The sequence below is a fragment of the Thalassotalea atypica genome (genome assembly GCF_030295975.1).
Taxonomy (GTDB): Bacteria; Pseudomonadota; Gammaproteobacteria; order Enterobacterales; family Alteromonadaceae; genus Thalassotalea_F; species Thalassotalea_F atypica.
Map to the genome: position 1 here is coordinate 3,477,151 of NZ_AP027364.1, position 16,392 is coordinate 3,493,542.

Annotated in this window: 11 protein-coding genes and 4 tRNA genes; 3 read left to right on the forward strand and 12 right to left on the reverse strand. The window is 40.6% G+C overall.

All coding sequences use genetic code 11. The features are described from left to right. Positions 1 to 12 precede the first annotated feature (12 nt). The 12 genes from QUE03_RS15875 to queA all read right to left on the reverse strand — a co-directional run bounded on the left by QUE03_RS15875 (position 13) and on the right by queA (position 12,532). Positions 13 to 279: an OadG family protein gene (locus tag QUE03_RS15875; RefSeq protein WP_286262931.1), complete on the reverse strand. Its 267-nt coding sequence runs from the start codon at positions 277 to 279 to the stop codon at positions 13 to 15. A gap of 651 nt (positions 280 to 930) precedes the next feature. Beyond that, positions 931 to 1,007 (reverse strand) — tRNA-Arg (locus QUE03_RS15880). Positions 1,008 to 1,133: 126 nt separating this feature from the next. Continuing rightward, positions 1,134 to 1,210, reverse strand: a tRNA-Arg gene (locus QUE03_RS15885). An 85-nt stretch (positions 1,211 to 1,295) separates the two neighbouring features. Beyond that, positions 1,296 to 1,372, reverse strand: a tRNA-Arg gene (locus QUE03_RS15890). 80 nt (positions 1,373 to 1,452) lie between these two features. Continuing rightward, a tRNA-Ser gene (locus QUE03_RS15895) sits at positions 1,453 to 1,545 on the reverse strand. 360 nt (positions 1,546 to 1,905) lie between these two features. Further along, the gene (locus tag QUE03_RS15900; RefSeq protein ID WP_286262932.1) at positions 1,906 to 4,644 is read right to left on the reverse strand and encodes a M16 family metallopeptidase; all 2,739 of its coding nucleotides are present in this window, start codon (positions 4,642 to 4,644) and stop codon (positions 1,906 to 1,908) included. Between the two features lie 199 nt (positions 4,645 to 4,843). Further along, positions 4,844 to 6,763: a S9 family peptidase gene (locus tag QUE03_RS15905; RefSeq protein WP_286262933.1), complete on the reverse strand. Its 1,920-nt coding sequence runs from the start codon at positions 6,761 to 6,763 to the stop codon at positions 4,844 to 4,846. Positions 6,764 to 6,906: 143 nt separating this feature from the next. Then, positions 6,907 to 7,854 (reverse strand): protein translocase subunit SecF, encoded by a 948-nt coding sequence (gene secF / locus QUE03_RS15910; protein ID WP_286262934.1) that lies wholly within the window; start codon positions 7,852 to 7,854, stop codon positions 6,907 to 6,909. 11 nt (positions 7,855 to 7,865) lie between these two features. Beyond that, a complete protein-coding gene (gene secD, locus QUE03_RS15915; protein WP_286262935.1) occupies positions 7,866 to 9,713 on the reverse strand; it encodes a protein translocase subunit SecD in 1,848 nt (615 codons plus the stop codon). A gap of 140 nt (positions 9,714 to 9,853) precedes the next feature. Continuing rightward, a complete protein-coding gene (yajC, locus tag QUE03_RS15920; RefSeq protein ID WP_286262936.1) occupies positions 9,854 to 10,186 on the reverse strand; it encodes a preprotein translocase subunit YajC in 333 nt (110 codons plus the stop codon). 60 nt (positions 10,187 to 10,246) lie between these two features. Next, positions 10,247 to 11,404, reverse strand: coding sequence for a tRNA guanosine(34) transglycosylase Tgt (gene tgt, locus QUE03_RS15925; protein WP_434019787.1), 1,158 nt, complete (start codon positions 11,402 to 11,404; stop codon positions 10,247 to 10,249). 81 nt (positions 11,405 to 11,485) lie between these two features. After that, on the reverse strand, positions 11,486 to 12,532 hold the full coding sequence (queA, locus tag QUE03_RS15930) for a tRNA preQ1(34) S-adenosylmethionine ribosyltransferase-isomerase QueA (RefSeq protein ID WP_286262937.1): 1,047 nt from the start codon (positions 12,530 to 12,532) through the stop codon (positions 11,486 to 11,488). A 241-nt stretch (positions 12,533 to 12,773) separates the two neighbouring features. Here queA and aceK point away from each other — a divergent pair, with 241 nt between their 5' ends. From aceK to QUE03_RS15945, 3 genes are all read left to right on the forward strand, one after another. Beyond that, on the forward strand, positions 12,774 to 14,528 hold the full coding sequence (gene aceK, locus QUE03_RS15935) for a bifunctional isocitrate dehydrogenase kinase/phosphatase (protein WP_286262938.1): 1,755 nt from the start codon (positions 12,774 to 12,776) through the stop codon (positions 14,526 to 14,528). Between the two features lie 63 nt (positions 14,529 to 14,591). Then, positions 14,592 to 15,407 carry a tetratricopeptide repeat protein gene (locus QUE03_RS15940; RefSeq protein WP_286262939.1) on the forward strand — a complete coding sequence of 272 codons (816 nt, stop codon included), beginning with the start codon at positions 14,592 to 14,594 and terminating at the stop codon, positions 15,405 to 15,407. 37 nt (positions 15,408 to 15,444) lie between these two features. After that, entirely contained in the window at positions 15,445 to 16,254 is an 810-nt protein-coding gene (locus QUE03_RS15945) for a tetratricopeptide repeat protein (RefSeq protein ID WP_286262940.1), read from the forward strand. The last annotated feature ends 138 nt before the right edge of the window (positions 16,255 to 16,392 follow it).

Consider the following 16,392-nt stretch of genomic DNA (forward strand, 5'->3'; position numbering starts at 1 on the left):
GTGTTCCTATTCTTATTTATTATGCTTTTGACGATACTGAGACACCGCAGCAGAAATTGCAGCGACAATGTTTGGCGAGAGCCCAGTACTAGTTGAATTGTTTTTTTTATTGGTTGTTCGCGCAGGGGTTTGCGCAATAGGATCAGGATATTTATCTGCAAGCGGAGCTAACACAGTATTAATGATGACAACTAAAAGACCTAAAAAAGCAAAAACAAACACCATGCCTGCGAGCATTAATGTTCCTGCTTCGACAAAAAGCTGAGATAACTGTTCCATTTCACATTCCAATTTAAAAGTGTGGAAATAGAATAATCACTCCAATATCAAAAAAGCAATCAACATTTTCAATTTTCATAAAAAAAAAACAATGTCAATAGCAAAAAGTGAGAAATCACTATCATATTCACCATAAATTAATATTTATTCATCACTTCTTATAACACTTAAATATTGTATACAATTTATAATGTTTAAAATCATTAAAACATAAGGTTTATTTTCAAATTGTATACAAAATACAATTTCGTGATAATGAATATATTGTGAATAGTATTATCATCAATAAGACTGGCGATTATCGATATAATGAAAACGACGTTAACCAATTTGACGGATTGAATATAATCAGGACTGTTACTCTATTAAATTATCAAAGACACTTTAACACTTAGTGTATAAAAGTGTGATTAATTTTCGTACGTTTAAAGATGGTAGACTATCCCATAGTTAAAAATGTGAAGATCATGTAATACATTATTATTGTGTAATAATAAACAAGGGGAATCGTCTTGTAGACTGCCTGGTTAATACAAGTTACCCAGCTGACCTAAACGACTAAGCAATTATAAGAAGCTGTTGTCTCAATAAAGTTTAGACAAAAAAAAACCAGTCAAAAGACTGGTTTCTTCATCTCTAAAAAGAGAAAAGTGGCGGACGCGGCAGGAGTCGAACCTGCGACCGCCTGGTTCGTAGCCAGGTACTCTATCCAGCTGAGCTACGCGTCCGCGGTCAATCATTATTTTATATCTTGATTCAGAGATAACGAACCTTGTTCGCAATGCCTTTTGTTTTGAATCTAAAGGAAAGATCAGCAATAAAAAAACCAGTCAAAAGACTGGCTTCTTCAAAAGTGGCGGACGCGGCAGGAGTCGAACCTGCGACCGCCTGGTTCGTAGCCAGGTACTCTATCCAGCTGAGCTACGCGTCCGCGGTAACATTTCTTTTATATCCGAGTTCAGGATAGCAACTTTAATAGTAGTTGCGAACTTGCGAATGTCCACTTTAATTAAAAGTGGCGGACGCGGCAGGAGTCGAACCTGCGACCGCCTGGTTCGTAGCCAGGTACTCTATCCAGCTGAGCTACGCGTCCGTCGCTGATTTAGTTTTAAATCTCAATCAGAGATCCGGAACTTTCATCCGATTTAATTTAAAATTAAATGCAAAACGAAATGGCGGTGAGCGAGAGATTCGAACTCTCGATCGGGCTACAAACCCGATACTCCCTTAGCAGGGGAGCGCCTTCGGCCACTCGGCCAGCTCACCAAATATCGTTTTTTCTTTACTAACGAGTCTAATGCATATTAAGAACATACCTTAGCTAGGAACCTTTAATACAGTTATAAACTGTATACTCCCTTAGTGGGCAAGCACCTTCAGCCAATCGGCCAGCTCATCAGTGGGTGCGAATATTAATGGATTCAAAAAATATGTCAAACGATTTTTTTGCATTTTTTGTCGTTTGTTGAGATTTCGTGCAACAAGCGGGTTTTTCAATCAAAAAACACCATGATTCTTATGTTTATCTCTCAATAGTTTGTCAAATTTATGCGGTTAGTGCATTGATGATATTTAAGTATATAAAAAAGGCTACCCTAAGGTAGCCCAATTAATTTCTATTGCGGTCTATTCCACTTTACTGAAATCGCCCGCTTTAATCATCGAGAAGTCTTCTACTTTTAAGTACTTCTTCATCACTTTATGCACATCTTTAGCTGTTAAGCTACTTAAAGCTTCTTCATATTGCGCGCTAAACTGCATATTCTTATCGTAGTATAAGTTGCTGTTCAGTTTGCCCACCAGTTCATTGTCTTGCGAACGACTCACTTTTTTACCTTGTAATAAGCCAGATTTTGCTGCACTTATTTCTTCGTCAGTGAACCCGTCCTTCAGCAGGCGAGTTAGCTCTTCTTTAAACCCTATTTCTACTTTATTCAAGTTTTGCGGTGCACAGATGGCATATGCTCCCATCGATGCGCGGTCATCAGAGCGGCTCATATTGACGAAAGAACCTGCACCATAGCTTAGGCCATCTTTTTGACGTAAACGCGTCGCTAAACGGCTGTTAAGGAAACCTCCTCCTAAGATGTAGTTTCCTAGCTCTAAGGCCGGCGCATCTTTATCATTAATACCGACAGGTAATGACACCGCTGCAACAAATACGGCGTTTTCTTTATCAGGGGTATTAAAATCCTGATCTTTCACAGCAAGTTTGTTGTATGTATGCTCAACCCGCTTATATTTCTGATCACTACGCCAATTAGCAAATTCAAGCTCTAATGTTTCAAGTACTTTCTGTTCGTCAAAGTCTCCAACAATACTAATTTGCATGCTGTTCGCGCCATAAAACTCCTCATGGAACGCTTTAACATCTTTTAACGTGATAGCTTTTAACTCAGCAACTACATCTTCTAACGCTGATACGTGGCGAGGATGACCTTTCGGGAACTGACTTTGACGGCGAGAATACTCTCTAAAAGCAATTGACTGCGGATCTTGCAGCTGTTGTTCAATATCAACTTCTTGTGTTGAAACCAATTGTGTAAATTCTTGTTCATCAAATGCAGGTTCTTTAAGCACTTCACCAACTAACTTTAAGGTGTCCACTAAGTTTGCTTTTACTGTTTCAGCTCGCGCACTAGCCCCCTCTGCCCCACCACCAATACGAACATTCGCTTTAAGCTTGTCAAATTCATCTTTAAGTTGTTCACGAGAAAGGTTTTGTGTACCGCGCATCAACATATCACCAGCTAAATCACCTGCAAGCGCTTTACCATGCAATGATTTTTCTGTTCCCATTTGTGTTGCTATGCGCACAACAACAGCTTCACCACGCGTTTTCTTTTGTAATAAAGCTACTTTGGTGCCATTGCTTAACGTGACGACTTTTGTGCGTTTATCAATATTGTCTTGGCTCGGATCAAATACTTCACCTTGAGCAACAGCTTCACGCCCTTTATAGCCTTTAACCATGTCTGATACATTAGCCACTTGAGGAATCTCAACACGCTCTGGTTTTTCTGTTGGAATAAATTTACCTAAAGTGCGATTATTTCTGACTAGGTATGCCTCCGCCACTTTTTGTACATCTGCAGTTGTTACTTTTTCAATGCGATCACGATCTAAGAAAAGTAAACGCCAGTCGCCCATGCCAACCCACTCACTTAACCCTAAGGCAATATTTTCTGATGAGTTGAAAGACAGTTCAATATTCTTCAAGAGAGTACGTTTTGCACGTTCTACTTCTTCGTCTGTAAAGGGTGTTTCGCTAATTGACTCTAACGTGGCCAGCATTGCTTCTTCCGCTTTGCTAATGTCAGCGTCTTTATCAATCTCGGCAGCAAATAAACCTAACCCTGGCTCTTGCCATTGAAAGTTAAATCCAAACGCTCTACTGGCAAGGCCCGGCTCAACAAGAGATTTATGCATTCTACCAGTTGCGTTTGCACCAACAATTTCAGTTAACACATTCACTGCAGAAAATTCTTCATGCGATCCCGCTGGAAAGTGATACATTGCCCCAAGTAGCTGAACATCACCTACACGTCTCACTGTAATTTGGCGCTCGCCATCTTGTGCTGGCTCTGCCGTGTAAAGGGGATTAATAACTCGTGTTGGTTTAGGAATGGGCGCAAAGTACTTATCAACCAGTTTTATCATGTCTTTATTTTCAAATTTACCGGCAACGATCAAGGTAGCATTATCCGGTTGATAGTATTTCTTATAAAACGCCTGTAATCGATCAATTGGAACATTTTCTAAATCAGCGCGAGCACCGATGGTAGACTTACCATAGTTATGCCAATCGTACGCCGCGGCCATCATTCGCTGCATGGTGACTCTAAACGGGCTGTTTTCGCCACGCTCAAATTCATTACGCACTACCGTCATTTCGCTGTCTAAATCTTTCTTGGCGATAAAAGAATTAACCATACGGTCTGATTCCATGTCTAACGCCCAATTGATGTTTTCTTCAGTAGCTGCAAACGTTTCAAAGTAATTGGTCCTATCTGTCCATGTTGTACCGTTTGGACGAGCACCGTGAGAGCTCAGCTCTGCCGGTATATCTTTGTGATTTGGTGTGCCTTTAAAGACAAGATGTTCAAGTAAATGCGCCATACCAGTTTCACCGTAGTTTTCGTGTTTTGAGCCAACACGATAGGTCACATTAACGGTAACTGTTTCTTTGGTTTGATCGGGAAATAATAAAACTTGTAAGCCATTATCAAGACGATATTCAGTTATACCTTCAACAGAGGTAATTTTTTCTGCTGCAAAGCTTGGTAAACAGTAAATGCTTGCGCTTGCAACGATAGCAGATGCAACTGCACCTGTTTTAAAGTGCGCAATATATGTACGAAACATCCCTTCTCCTATTCTTCATTTAAATTGAGGCTGATAGCACCATACCACCTTGTTAATATTTTGTTAACACAAACTATAACTTTGGTACAGGTGTGAGCGATTATTTGATACCAATATCAAGAAATCGTTCAAAAATATAGAAAAATTGGTAGAAAAGAAGATATAGCGCTAACCAAGCGCTATATCAATGTGCACATCCCTATAGACTTTGCTCTAAATACTTAGCCAACTCTCGATAAAATATAATCCGGTTCTTCATTTTACTGACCTGATGGCCTTCATCAGGAAACCTTAAATAGGTTACAGGAATGTCTCTCTGCCTTAAGGCTTTGACCATTTCATCAGACTCAGTAACCGGATCCCGAGGATCATTCACACCGTGCTCAAAAAACATTGGCGCAGTAATTTTATGTACGGTATTGATCGGTGAATTGGCTTCATAGAATTTTTGCCATTTGGGCTCACGTATATCACCATATTCAATCAAATCTGAAGCCTTTAAACCTGGTGATGCGGTTTGCAGTGCCCTGACCCAGTCCGCGACTCCAACAAATGATGCTCCCGCTTTAAATTCTCCCGGGTACAGACCCATCACAGCATTAACCATATAGCCACCATAAGAGCCGCCCATAGCTGCTGCTCTGGATGCGTCGACGCGTCCATCTTGTTCAAAAAAAGCTAATGCGTCCACTAAGTCACGCACACTGTCTAGGCGCTTTTCCTGATTGTCCAACCTTGCATAGGTTTTACCAAACCCCGTTGACCCTCTAACATTAATATCAAAATAGGCGATTCCTTTGCCAACAAGGTATTGGGTGAGTGGTAACCATCGGGCAACCGCTTGTGATGTAGGTCCACCATGAATACCAAACACTACTGGCGGTTTTAAAGCCGATGATGTCTTGGGCATATAAAGTAAACCTTGTAAGGTAACACCATCACGCGCTTTAAACGTTACTACTTCAGGTTTAACCAATTGTGTTCTATCAATACCAGCCATTTGAGCTGAAATTAATTTCTCTTTCTCTAAGTTATTCAAATCAACAAGAAAGACTTCATTAGGCGCATTGTATGAGGTGATACTGACATTGAGCATTTCACTCATTGCCCCACACCGGATGCGGTAACGACCTTCTGGTAGTTCAACCTCTTCTACATCACCACTTCGTAGGTGCTTCAAGTAAAGTGTATCAAAGCCATTATTATTCTCAGTCCAGGTAAGAACTTGTTCTTTTTTGCACAAATTTACGTTTTCTAAATCGTAGCGACTGCTCGCGATAACATGAGTTGTGCCATCTATAACATTGTAAAACAGTACCTGATGAAACTCGGTGTCTAAGTCCGACGACATATAGAAACCGCTACCATCTTGTTTCCATGAAAAACTGGTAAAATTTGCTGCTATTTTAGGCTTAAATAAAGTGATTAATTTGCCAGTATCACTATTGAGTAGATACAAATTATTAGCATCTTCACCTCGGGTTTGTGTCAGCAATAAGTTCTTGCTATTAGGTTGCCAATTATGCGGAAAAAAGCCGAATTCTGATTGATAAATCAATTTGGACTTTTTCAGTTCAAAGTCATACAAATAAATATCAAAGTCACGACCATTGCGTTCGGTTGACGCATAACTAAATTGGTTGCCGCTTTCATTGAATGCCCCTAAGGCTCTATATGCATTCGAGTGGGCTAAAACAACAGACTCTTGTTGGCCATCAATTGACAGTAAAAAGTATGCTTGTCGCTCATCACCGTCATTGTCAGCCGCATACATTAGATGTGTGCCGCTGGGGTGCCATTCATAATCATCAACTCCGTTTCCAAATGTTAATTGTTTCACCTGACCAGATGTTAGATCTTTGACCCATAATTGAGCACGTCCTGTGACTCTTGAAAGATATGCAACATGTGTTGATTGTTGATTAACATGAGCAGCATACACTCCCCTCGCAAGTAGAAAGCGTGAGATATCAACTGGCGTATCACCCGCTAAGCCAACGGATACATTTTGGGCTTTAGGCGTATCTTGAGGAAATGGCCAATCGGCTTCTTTCGCATTGAGGCAGAGTGGCAATAAGCCAAAGAAAAAACAAATAAACAACGTGTTGAAGCGATTCACAGAAAAGTCCTTTTAGTATTATTTTCAACCAGTATAGGGGGTTCTAACCTTTTTTATAACAGTAACCATAAAAAAAGCCAGTAGCAAAACTACTGGCTTTTAAAAAGGTTAGACCGTTATTTAAAGAATCTTTGAACCCCTTACTAGGGCATCATTTCTTCTTGATCTGCACCTTCTTTTTCAATGACCTCAGGGATCAAATCTTCTTTAGAAACCCCTAACGCTAGTGCGACTGAACTCGCTACATAAATTGACGAGTATGTACCAACAAAGACGCCAAACAGTAACGCAGTCGCGAAACCATGAATCAGCGCGCCACCTTTAAAGAACAAGGCCGCAAGTACTAATAACGTAGTAATTGAGGTAATAAATGTTCGGCTTAAAGTTTGGGTAAGTGAAATATTAATGACTTCTTCAGGGCCGCCTTCACGAACCTTTCTAAAATTCTCACGAATACGATCTGAAACTACAATAGTATCGTTAAGTGAATAACCAATAACAGCCAAAATAGCGGCCAATACGGTTAAATCAAATTCAAGCTGTAAAAAAGAGAACAGACCTAATGTTAACAATACATCATGAAATAATGCGAACACAGAGCCTAGCGCAAAACGCCACTCAAAACGAAAAGCAACATACACTAAAATACATATTAGTGCTGTTAACATCGCTAAACCGCCTTGTTCTGCAAGCTCATCACCAACACTTGCGCCAACAAACTCAATTCGTCGCATATCAACCTTTACACCCATGCCTTGTTGCAAAACGTCAAGAATTTCGTTTCCCAACATTTCAGCTTTAACACCTGGACGTTCCGCCATGCGGATAACAACATCGCGGCTGGTACCGAACAATTGAACCACGGCATCATCAAAGCCGTTTTGATCTAATACCGCTCGCATCTTGGTCAAATCAGCCGCTTGTTCAAAGCCAACTTCTACTTTAATACCACCGGTAAAATCTAACCCAAAATTCAGTTTATTCACTGTTAATGAAGCAATAGCCGCTAACATGAACAATATACTGAAAATCATGCCGACCTTTCGGTATTTCATAAAGGCGACTGTTTCTTTTAAATTCAAAATTTGCATCGTCAAATCACCTATATCGAAAGTTTTTCAAGGCGCTTTCCGCCCCAAATAAGGTTTACTACCGAACGTGTTCCAACAATGGCTGTAAACATTGATGTAACAATACCGATGGATAACGTCACCGCGAACCCTTTAATCGGCCCTGTACCAACAGCAAATAAAATAATTGCCGCGATTAATGTTGTAATGTTTGCATCCAAAATTGTTGAAAATGCTGCATCGTAACCTTGATGGATTGACTGCTGAATTGATTTGCCAGCTCTTATTTCTTCACGTATTCGCTCAAAAATAAGTACGTTTGCATCTACCGCCATACCAACGGTTAACACAATACCCGCCATCCCCGGCAATGTAAGTGTAGCTCCTGGAATAAGCGACATCACACCAATAATGAGCACCAAGTTAGCACCTAACGCTAAATTAGCAACAACACCGAATGCACGATAATAAATCATCATGAAAATAAAGACTAAAACGAAACCGCCCATGATCGCTTGGAAACCCAGTTCTATATTTTCTTTACCTAACGATGGGCCAACGGTACGTTCTTCAACAATTTGAATTGGCGCGATTAACGCACCTGCGCGTAATAGTAGCGCTAAGTTATGTGCTTCTTGTTGAGAACCAGCACCGGTAATACGAAATGACTTACCAAGACGTGCTTGAATCGTGGCAACAGAAATAACTTCTTCCACTTTTTCGAAGATCATATTGCCTTCAGCGTCTTTGCGATCTGTTCCCTTATATTCGATAAACACTGTCGCCATCGGTTTACCGATATTATCTTTGGTCGCATTTGAAAATTTGCTACCACCTGGTGAATCTAGGGTAATGTTTACTTGTGGTCGGCTATATTCATCAAAACCAGAACTGGCATCGATAATATGATCACCAGTTAGCATGATACGTTTTTTAAGTAACACTGGGTTACCGCCACGCTCATATAATAATTGTGAGCTTGCAGGCACTCGGCCGTTTAAAGCACTAGATAGATCACCATCGCTATCCACCATTCTAAATTCAATAGTGGCTGTAGCATTTAGGATTTCTTTCGCTTTTGCCGTGTCTTGAACACCCGGCAATTCTATCACAATGTGTTTTTTACCCTGACGTTGCACTAATGGCTCAGCAACACCTAGCTCGTTTACACGATTACGAATAATGGTAATGTTCTGTTGAAGTGCATACTCACGAATTTCTTTGAGCTTCACCTCTGTCATAGTCACACTTAACGTTAGCCTATCTTCATCTTCCACAAACAGTAAATCGCGGTAGCGCTTTTTAAGTAGACTTTCACCATTCGCTAAATCATCGACATTTCTAAAAATGATGGTAATTGCATCGCCAGAGTCTTTAACGCTACGATAACGAATTTTCTCTCCACGTAAGTCCGTTCTAAAGTCACCGACCATGCCCGTTTTGGCTTTATTGATCGCTTCATTCATGTTTACTTCCATTAAGAAGCTCACACCACCACTTAAATCTAAACCTAGCTTCATTGGCGTGCCGCCAATACCAGACAACCACTCAGGTGTAGCAGGGGTTAAATTTAACGCGACCGAATAATCATTTCCAAAATTAGCATGTAATAAATCACGCGCTTTTAGTTGGCTTTCAGTATCACGAAAACGTGCTAATACTTGACCTTTTTCTAAGGCGATGTTGGTGTATTCGATATTACTTTCTGATAATTGAGACTTGATTTGATCTAACGTCGTTACATCAACTTCAACGCCCCTTAAGCCAGAAACCTGCACAGCAGGATCTTCACCGTATAAATTAGGTGAAGCATATAAGGCACCAATGGCGACGATAAAAACCACCATCAATGTTTTCCATAACGGATATTTGTTTAACACAATATCACCTTACAAATGTTTGCTTTAAATATTATCTATAATAATAGATTCAAATATGACAAGGGTACACTCGATTATAATTGCGTATTGTCGTTTGAAATTAAACACACAATGGGAGCTTCCCTCGACATAAACGCTCATTATAGAGACTTCATTGTGCCTTTAGGCAATACTGCAGAAATTGCTGCTTTTTGCACTGTAACTTCGGTATTTTCTGCGATAGCAATAACGACAAAATCTTTCTCGTCAGACACTTTTGAAATTTTACCTACTAAACCGCCTTGCGTTAGTACTTCATCACCTTTTGATAAAGCAGCCATGAGGCCTTTATGCTCTTTTACGCGTTTAGCTTGTGGGCGATAAATCATGAAATAAAACACTAAACCGAAAACCAATAGCATGATTAACATTTCCATACCGCCACCCTGTGCTGGCGCCGCTGCAGCAAATGCTGTTGCAATAGATAAACTCATAAGTACCTCTTTTTATATTTTTAAAATTCTTAAAACTGTTTGGATTCTGTTTACTTGGAACTATACCTGCTCACTGCCTTGGGCCAGTGGTGGTACAGGTAAATCACGTCGCGCGTAAAAGTCTTCAACAAAGTCGTCCAATTTACCTTGCTCAATTGCGTCGCGCAATCCTTTCATCACTCGTTGGTAAAAACGTAAGTTATGAATGGTATTAAGTTGCGAGCCTAAAATTTCATTACATTTGTCTAAGTGATGTAAGTAAGCTCGTGAATAGTTATTACAGGTATAGCAATCACATTCCGTATCTAACGGTCCATTATCTGTCTTATTCTTGGCATTACGAATTTTAACCACACCCGTTGAGACAAATAAGTGACCGTTTCTGGCATTACGTGTTGGCATCACACAATCGAACATATCGATACCACGACGAACGCCTTCAACTAAATCTTCAGGCTTTCCTACTCCCATCAGATATCGGGGTTTATTTTCCGGGATCAAGGGGGTTGTGTGATCTAATATACGCACCATGTCGGCTTTGGGCTCACCTACAGATAAACCACCAATGGCGTAGCCATCAAAATCTATCGCTTTTAGACCATTGACTGAGACTTCACGTAAATCCTCATACATGCCACCTTGAACAATGCCAAACAGCGCATTTTGGTTGTCACCATGTGCGTCTTTAGAACGTTGTGCCCAACGTAAAGATAACTCCATTGAGTCTTTTGACTCTTTGTGAGTTGCAGGATATGGCGTACATTCGTCAAAAATCATCACGATATCAGAGCCCAACTTACGCTGTACTTCCATCGAACGCTCAGGCGTTAACATGATTTTCTCACCATTGACTGGCGAGCTAAATTTAACCCCTTCCTCTGTGATTTTGCGCATTTTTCCTAAGCTGAACACCTGAAAGCCGCCCGAATCTGTTAATATAGGCTTATCCCAATTAATGAAATCGTGTAAGTCACCATGTTGCTCGATAATATCAGTCCCTGGACGCAACATTAGATGAAAGGTATTGCCTAAAATAATTTCAGCGCCAATTTCTTTCACTTCTTCGGTTTTCATTCCTTTGACAGTACCATAGGTACCAACAGGCATAAACGCTGGTGTTTCCACCGTACCGCGATCAAAGGTTAAGCGGCCACGACGTGCTTTACCGTCTTTTTGAAGTAAGTCGTACTTCATTTTGTGTTTTACTTGATTGGTCATAATATTCTCCGTCCACTAGCGAAACAGGCTAGCAACATAAGTGTAGACAGGCCATGCACCTGCCAGCTGATAAATTTTCTACTACGACGTTTTTTTAGTTAAAAACATCGCATCACCGTAACTAAAAAAACGATATTGCTCAGTCACAGCGTGTTGATATGCATTCATGATGTGATCGTAACCAGCAAAAGCACTGACTAACATCAATAAGGTAGATTCTGATAAATGAAAGTTTGTGATCAAAGCATCCACCAACTTAAATTCATAACCTGGCGTGATAAAAATATCGGTATCTTGATAATAAGGCTGCAGTTCTGTGCCTTGCTCAGCCGCCGATTTTGCCGCACTTTCTAATGAGCGCACTGATGTGGTGCCAACAGCAACCACTTGCCCACCATTTTGTTTAGTGGTTTTAATCTGTTCAACAACACTCTCAGGTACTTCAACATACTCAGCATGCATAATATGATCGCTAATTTCATCCACCCTTACTGGTTGAAATGTGCCTGCACCGACATGCAAAGTAACAAAGGCAAACTCAACCCCTTTGGCCTTGAGTTTATTAAGTAGCGGTTGATCAAAATGTAATCCAGCAGTTGGCGCAGCAACAGCGCCAGGCTTTTCATTATATACCGTTTGGTAGCGTTCGCGGTCACTATCTTCGTCGGGGCGATCAATATATGGAGGCAACGGCATGTGGCCAATTTGTTCTAGCACATCAAGGATGTTTTGGTCGCCATGGACTTCTAATTCAAATAATGCATCGTGACGACCCACCATGGTCGCCATCACTTGATCTTCCAATAGAATTTCGGTGCCCGGTTTAGGCGACTTGCTGGCACGTACATGGGCTAAAAATCGGCGTTCATCCAACAAGCGTTCAACTAGTACTTCAACTTTACCGCCGCTTGTTTTTTGCCCAAACATCCGTGCCGGTATCACACGCGTGTTATTAAAGACTAATAAGTCACCTGCTGATAATTTATCGACGATATCAACAAAGCCAAGATCTTCAATCAATCCACTATCACCGTTCATCGCCATTAAGCGACTCGCCACACGGTCTGCTTTAGGATAACGAGCAATAAGTTGCTCGGGAAGATCAAAAGAAAAATCAGAAACGCGCATAATGAGTATAAATTAGCCAATAAAAAAACCGCGTAATTTTAGTGCCCAAAGCCTCGAAATACAAGTAATTAAAAGTATTTAGAGAATATATAGAGCAAAACTAGAAAGTAAAAAGTTGATGAATAATAGGTAAACGCCGTATTAGTTTGAATTATGTTGAATATTCAGCGAAATATCGCCTAGTATCAAAGTTTCCTCCTATAAAATAATTATTTCGTGCCCGCATAAAGAGGTCTTATTCATGAGTTCAACCGCAATCGCCATCGCAAAAACAATTATCAATGGTTTTGAACGCCATATTTTTCTGTTTAAAGAAATCACCCTTTCTGCTTGCACCCGATTTGAACAAGCGAAGTGGCATGAAGTACAAGAGGCGTCAAAGCAACGTACTGACTTTTTCGATACGCGTGTTAAAGAAACCTTAGAGGTAATCCGCCGAGACTTTGCTATTACCTCGCTTGATGAAATTTTATGGCAATCTGTTAAGCAAGAATATGTGGAACAACTGCTTTATCACCCAAAATCTGATTTAGCAGAGAGTTTTTATAACTCAATTTTCTGTCACTTGTTTGAACGAAAATATTATCAAAACCGTTTTATTTTCGTGCAATCCTCTGAAGAGTGTTTAGAGAATTTAAAAAACAAGCAAGTCTACACACGTTATGAGCCCGATGAAAAAGGTCTGTTTGACACCATTTCTTCGATACTACTCAAACCAAATTTTTCTCTACCATACAAGAATTTAAAAGCTGACATCAATACCTTGATTTCACGTTTTTCAAGACAAGCCGATAAAACCCGATTCCCAATATCTGCGTTGAAATTCGATATGATTGACTCAGTATTTTATCGCAACAAAGGTGCCTACATTATTGGCAGAGTGGTCTCGCCGGCTGGAGAAACGCCGTTTATTGTCGCCTTATTGAATGACGAAAATGGCCATATTTACGTTGATGCCCTGTTGACCGACAACGAACAAATGGCTGTGGTGTTTGGTTTCGCCCGGGCCTATTTTTTTGTTGATTGCCCATATCTATTGCCATTGATTAACTTTCTGCAAGATTTAATGCCCAGCAAAACCAAAGCAGAACTATACTCCGCCATCGGATATCATAAACAAGGAAAAACGCAATTTTACCGCGACTTTTTAAATCACCTAGATTCTAGTGAAGATAAGCTTGAGCTTGCTGAAGGTATTAAAGGCATGGTGATGTCGGTATTCACCTTACCTTCCTATCCATACGTATTTAAGATCATTAAAGATAAGTTTTCGCCCAGTAAAAAAATGACTAAAAAAGACGTAATAGAAAAATATCGACTGGTTAAACTGCACGATCGTGTTGGACGTATGGCTGACACCATGGAGTATTCAGAAGTAGCTTTCCCTAAAGAGCGATTTTCTGATGAACTGTTACAAGAACTCGAAACGGTTGCCCCCTCTTTAATACGTTACGAAAATGAATTGATTATCATTAGTCATCTTTATATTGAGCGTCGCATGCGGCCATTAAATTTATATTTGGCTGAGGCAAATGACGAACAAATTAACGATGCGATGCTAGGTTATGGCATGGCGATTAAACAGCTCATTGCCGCCGATATTTTCCCTGGTGATATGTTGTTGAAAAATTTTGGTGTCACTCGCCATGGCCGGGTAATTTTTTACGACTATGATGAGATTACCTACATGGACGAAGTTAATTTTCGAGTTAAGCCTGTTGCCGTAACTGAAGAGCAAATCTATGCAGCTGAGCCATGGTATTCCGTTGAGCCCGGAGATATGTTTCCAGAAGAATTAGCCACATTTGCCTTAGCAAATCATAAATACCGCGCAGCATTTATGATCCATCATGCCGAACTGTTAGACGCCAGTTACTGGCAACAGGCTCAACAGAATGTTGCAGCGGGTATCGTAGAAGATGTATTTCCTTATCCTACAGAAATGCAGTTTCGTCACACAAAAGCGACCGTTGGTCACAGTAACATGTCAAAATAGTGAATTTACACATACTTTGTTACAAAAGCTTAATTAGTTCATTAAGGAAGTATGATGTTAAAAATGAACCTACTACAAGCAATAGTTCTTTGGTGCATTAGCACTTTTGCTCTTGCTCAATTAAAAGTTGAGCCTTGTAACACCCAGAAATGTCAGAACTATTTTGTCCATTTTAAGAAGAATGCACAGCGAGGACACGCCGACTCAATCGCCACCCTCGCAGAGTTTTATTATCATGGCTTCGGTACCTCAAAAAATTTGCTACTGGCAATGAAGTACCACAAAAAAGCTGCCCGTTTAGGTGTAGTTAGATCTCAGTATAAAGCAGCGCTATTGTTTCTAACCAACGAGCGCTTTAAAGACCACAAACGAGGCATGAATTATTTAAGAAAAGCAGCCTATAACGATCATATCAATGCCCCGTATCTGCTGGGGATTATTTACTACAGTGATGAATTTGGCGAAAAAAACAAAACTGAAGCTGATAAATGGCTTGCACAGGCATACAAAGAAAACCACGACGATATTCCTGAGTTTATCGAACATATCTATAGCTTCGAAGACATCACGCAAGCTAGTTTCCCCAGCCTCTACGCTGCGATGGAGAAAAATCCCATGATTAAGACGCAACAAAATCGTTTTGCTTGGCCACCGGAAGATGGCACGGAAGTAATCACGGTGCTTTCGCCGGACATTGATAGCCTGTTAAAAAAGCAAATGCTCGACTCGCGTAAAAAAATAAAGCAGTTAGGTAGTCGCATGGCTGGTATTGATTGCCGAACATCCGTGGCTTGTCGCGCGTTAACGCTTGATGAAATGAAAGACAGTATGAATATCACCGGCGGTAATGTCGTCACCAATGATGGCGGTAGCCAATAGAAATAATTAAACCACGAGAAGGGAATAGGAATAAACTTTGAAATCATTATCCTTAGCACTATCACTATGTATTTTAATGTACTGCGGCAAAAGTCACGCCATTAAAATTGAGCCGTGCGCAACACAGGAGTGCAAGGAATATTATAAGCATTTTAAGCTAAACGCAAAGCGCGGCCAAGCCGATGCGATTGCAACGCTAGCGGAGTTCTATTATCACGGCTATGGCACGCCCAAAAATATTGTTAGGGCAATGAAAAACTATAAACAAGCGGCTCGCATGGGTGTTGCTCGCGCTCAATATAAGGCGGGCTTGTTGCACCTGATTAATGAACGCTTTGAGGACTTCGATAAAGGCGTTAAATACTTGAAAAGTGCGGCCAGAAACCATCATGACAATGCAGCCTATTTGTTGGGGATCATCTATTTTAGTGATCAGTTTGGCGAGCATGACCTTGAACAAGCGGATGAATGGCTAGCAAAAGCCTATGATTATGGGCATGACGACATACCTGAATTTATCGAGCATATGTACAGCTTTGAGGACATCACAGCGTCAAACTTTCCCGAGTTATACGCAAAAATGAAACAAGAGCCGCTAATAAAATCAGCCGACAATAAACTAATGTGGCCTGAAAATGACGGCACAGAGATCATTACAGTACGGTCACCTGATATTAATGACCTATTAACCGACCAACTCAGACAGTTTCGTAAAAAGATTCGCAGAACGGGCACTAGATTACCGGGGCTAGATTGCAGGACTGCTGTAGCTTGTCGTTCACTAACCCAAGATGAAATGAAAGACAGCATGTTCATCGTCGCAGGTCCTATCCCTGGAAATCAATAAGGTCGCTTGATTCACGCGAAATGTATGAAAAGTTTTGACATCTGTGCGCCCAGAATTTCCTTCCCTTATGACGGGCGCACATTTTTTATTCGACTGCCATTTTTCATATATGCTGAAGAAAACTGCAAGAATGCGACT

What these genes read in the sequence shown, in the direction of transcription:
- aceK (WP_286262938.1), top strand. Translation starts at nt 12,774, where the DNA reads ATGAGTTCAACCGCAATCGCCATCGCAAAAACAATTATCAATGGTTTT.
- secF (WP_286262934.1), bottom strand. Translation starts at nt 7,854, where the DNA reads ATGCAAATTTTGAATTTAAAAGAAACAGTCGCCTTTATGAAATACCGA.
- queA (WP_286262937.1), bottom strand. Translation starts at nt 12,532, where the DNA reads ATGCGCGTTTCTGATTTTTCTTTTGATCTTCCCGAGCAACTTATTGCT.
- tgt (WP_434019787.1), bottom strand. Translation starts at nt 11,404, where the DNA reads ATGACCAATCAAGTAAAACACAAAATGAAGTACGACTTACTTCAAAAA.
- yajC (WP_286262936.1), bottom strand. Translation starts at nt 10,186, where the DNA reads ATGAGTTTATCTATTGCAACAGCATTTGCTGCAGCGGCGCCAGCACAG.
- QUE03_RS15875 (WP_286262931.1), bottom strand. Translation starts at nt 279, where the DNA reads ATGGAACAGTTATCTCAGCTTTTTGTCGAAGCAGGAACATTAATGCTC.
- QUE03_RS15900 (WP_286262932.1), bottom strand. Translation starts at nt 4,644, where the DNA reads ATGTTTCGTACATATATTGCGCACTTTAAAACAGGTGCAGTTGCATCT.
- QUE03_RS15940 (WP_286262939.1), top strand. Translation starts at nt 14,592, where the DNA reads ATGAACCTACTACAAGCAATAGTTCTTTGGTGCATTAGCACTTTTGCT.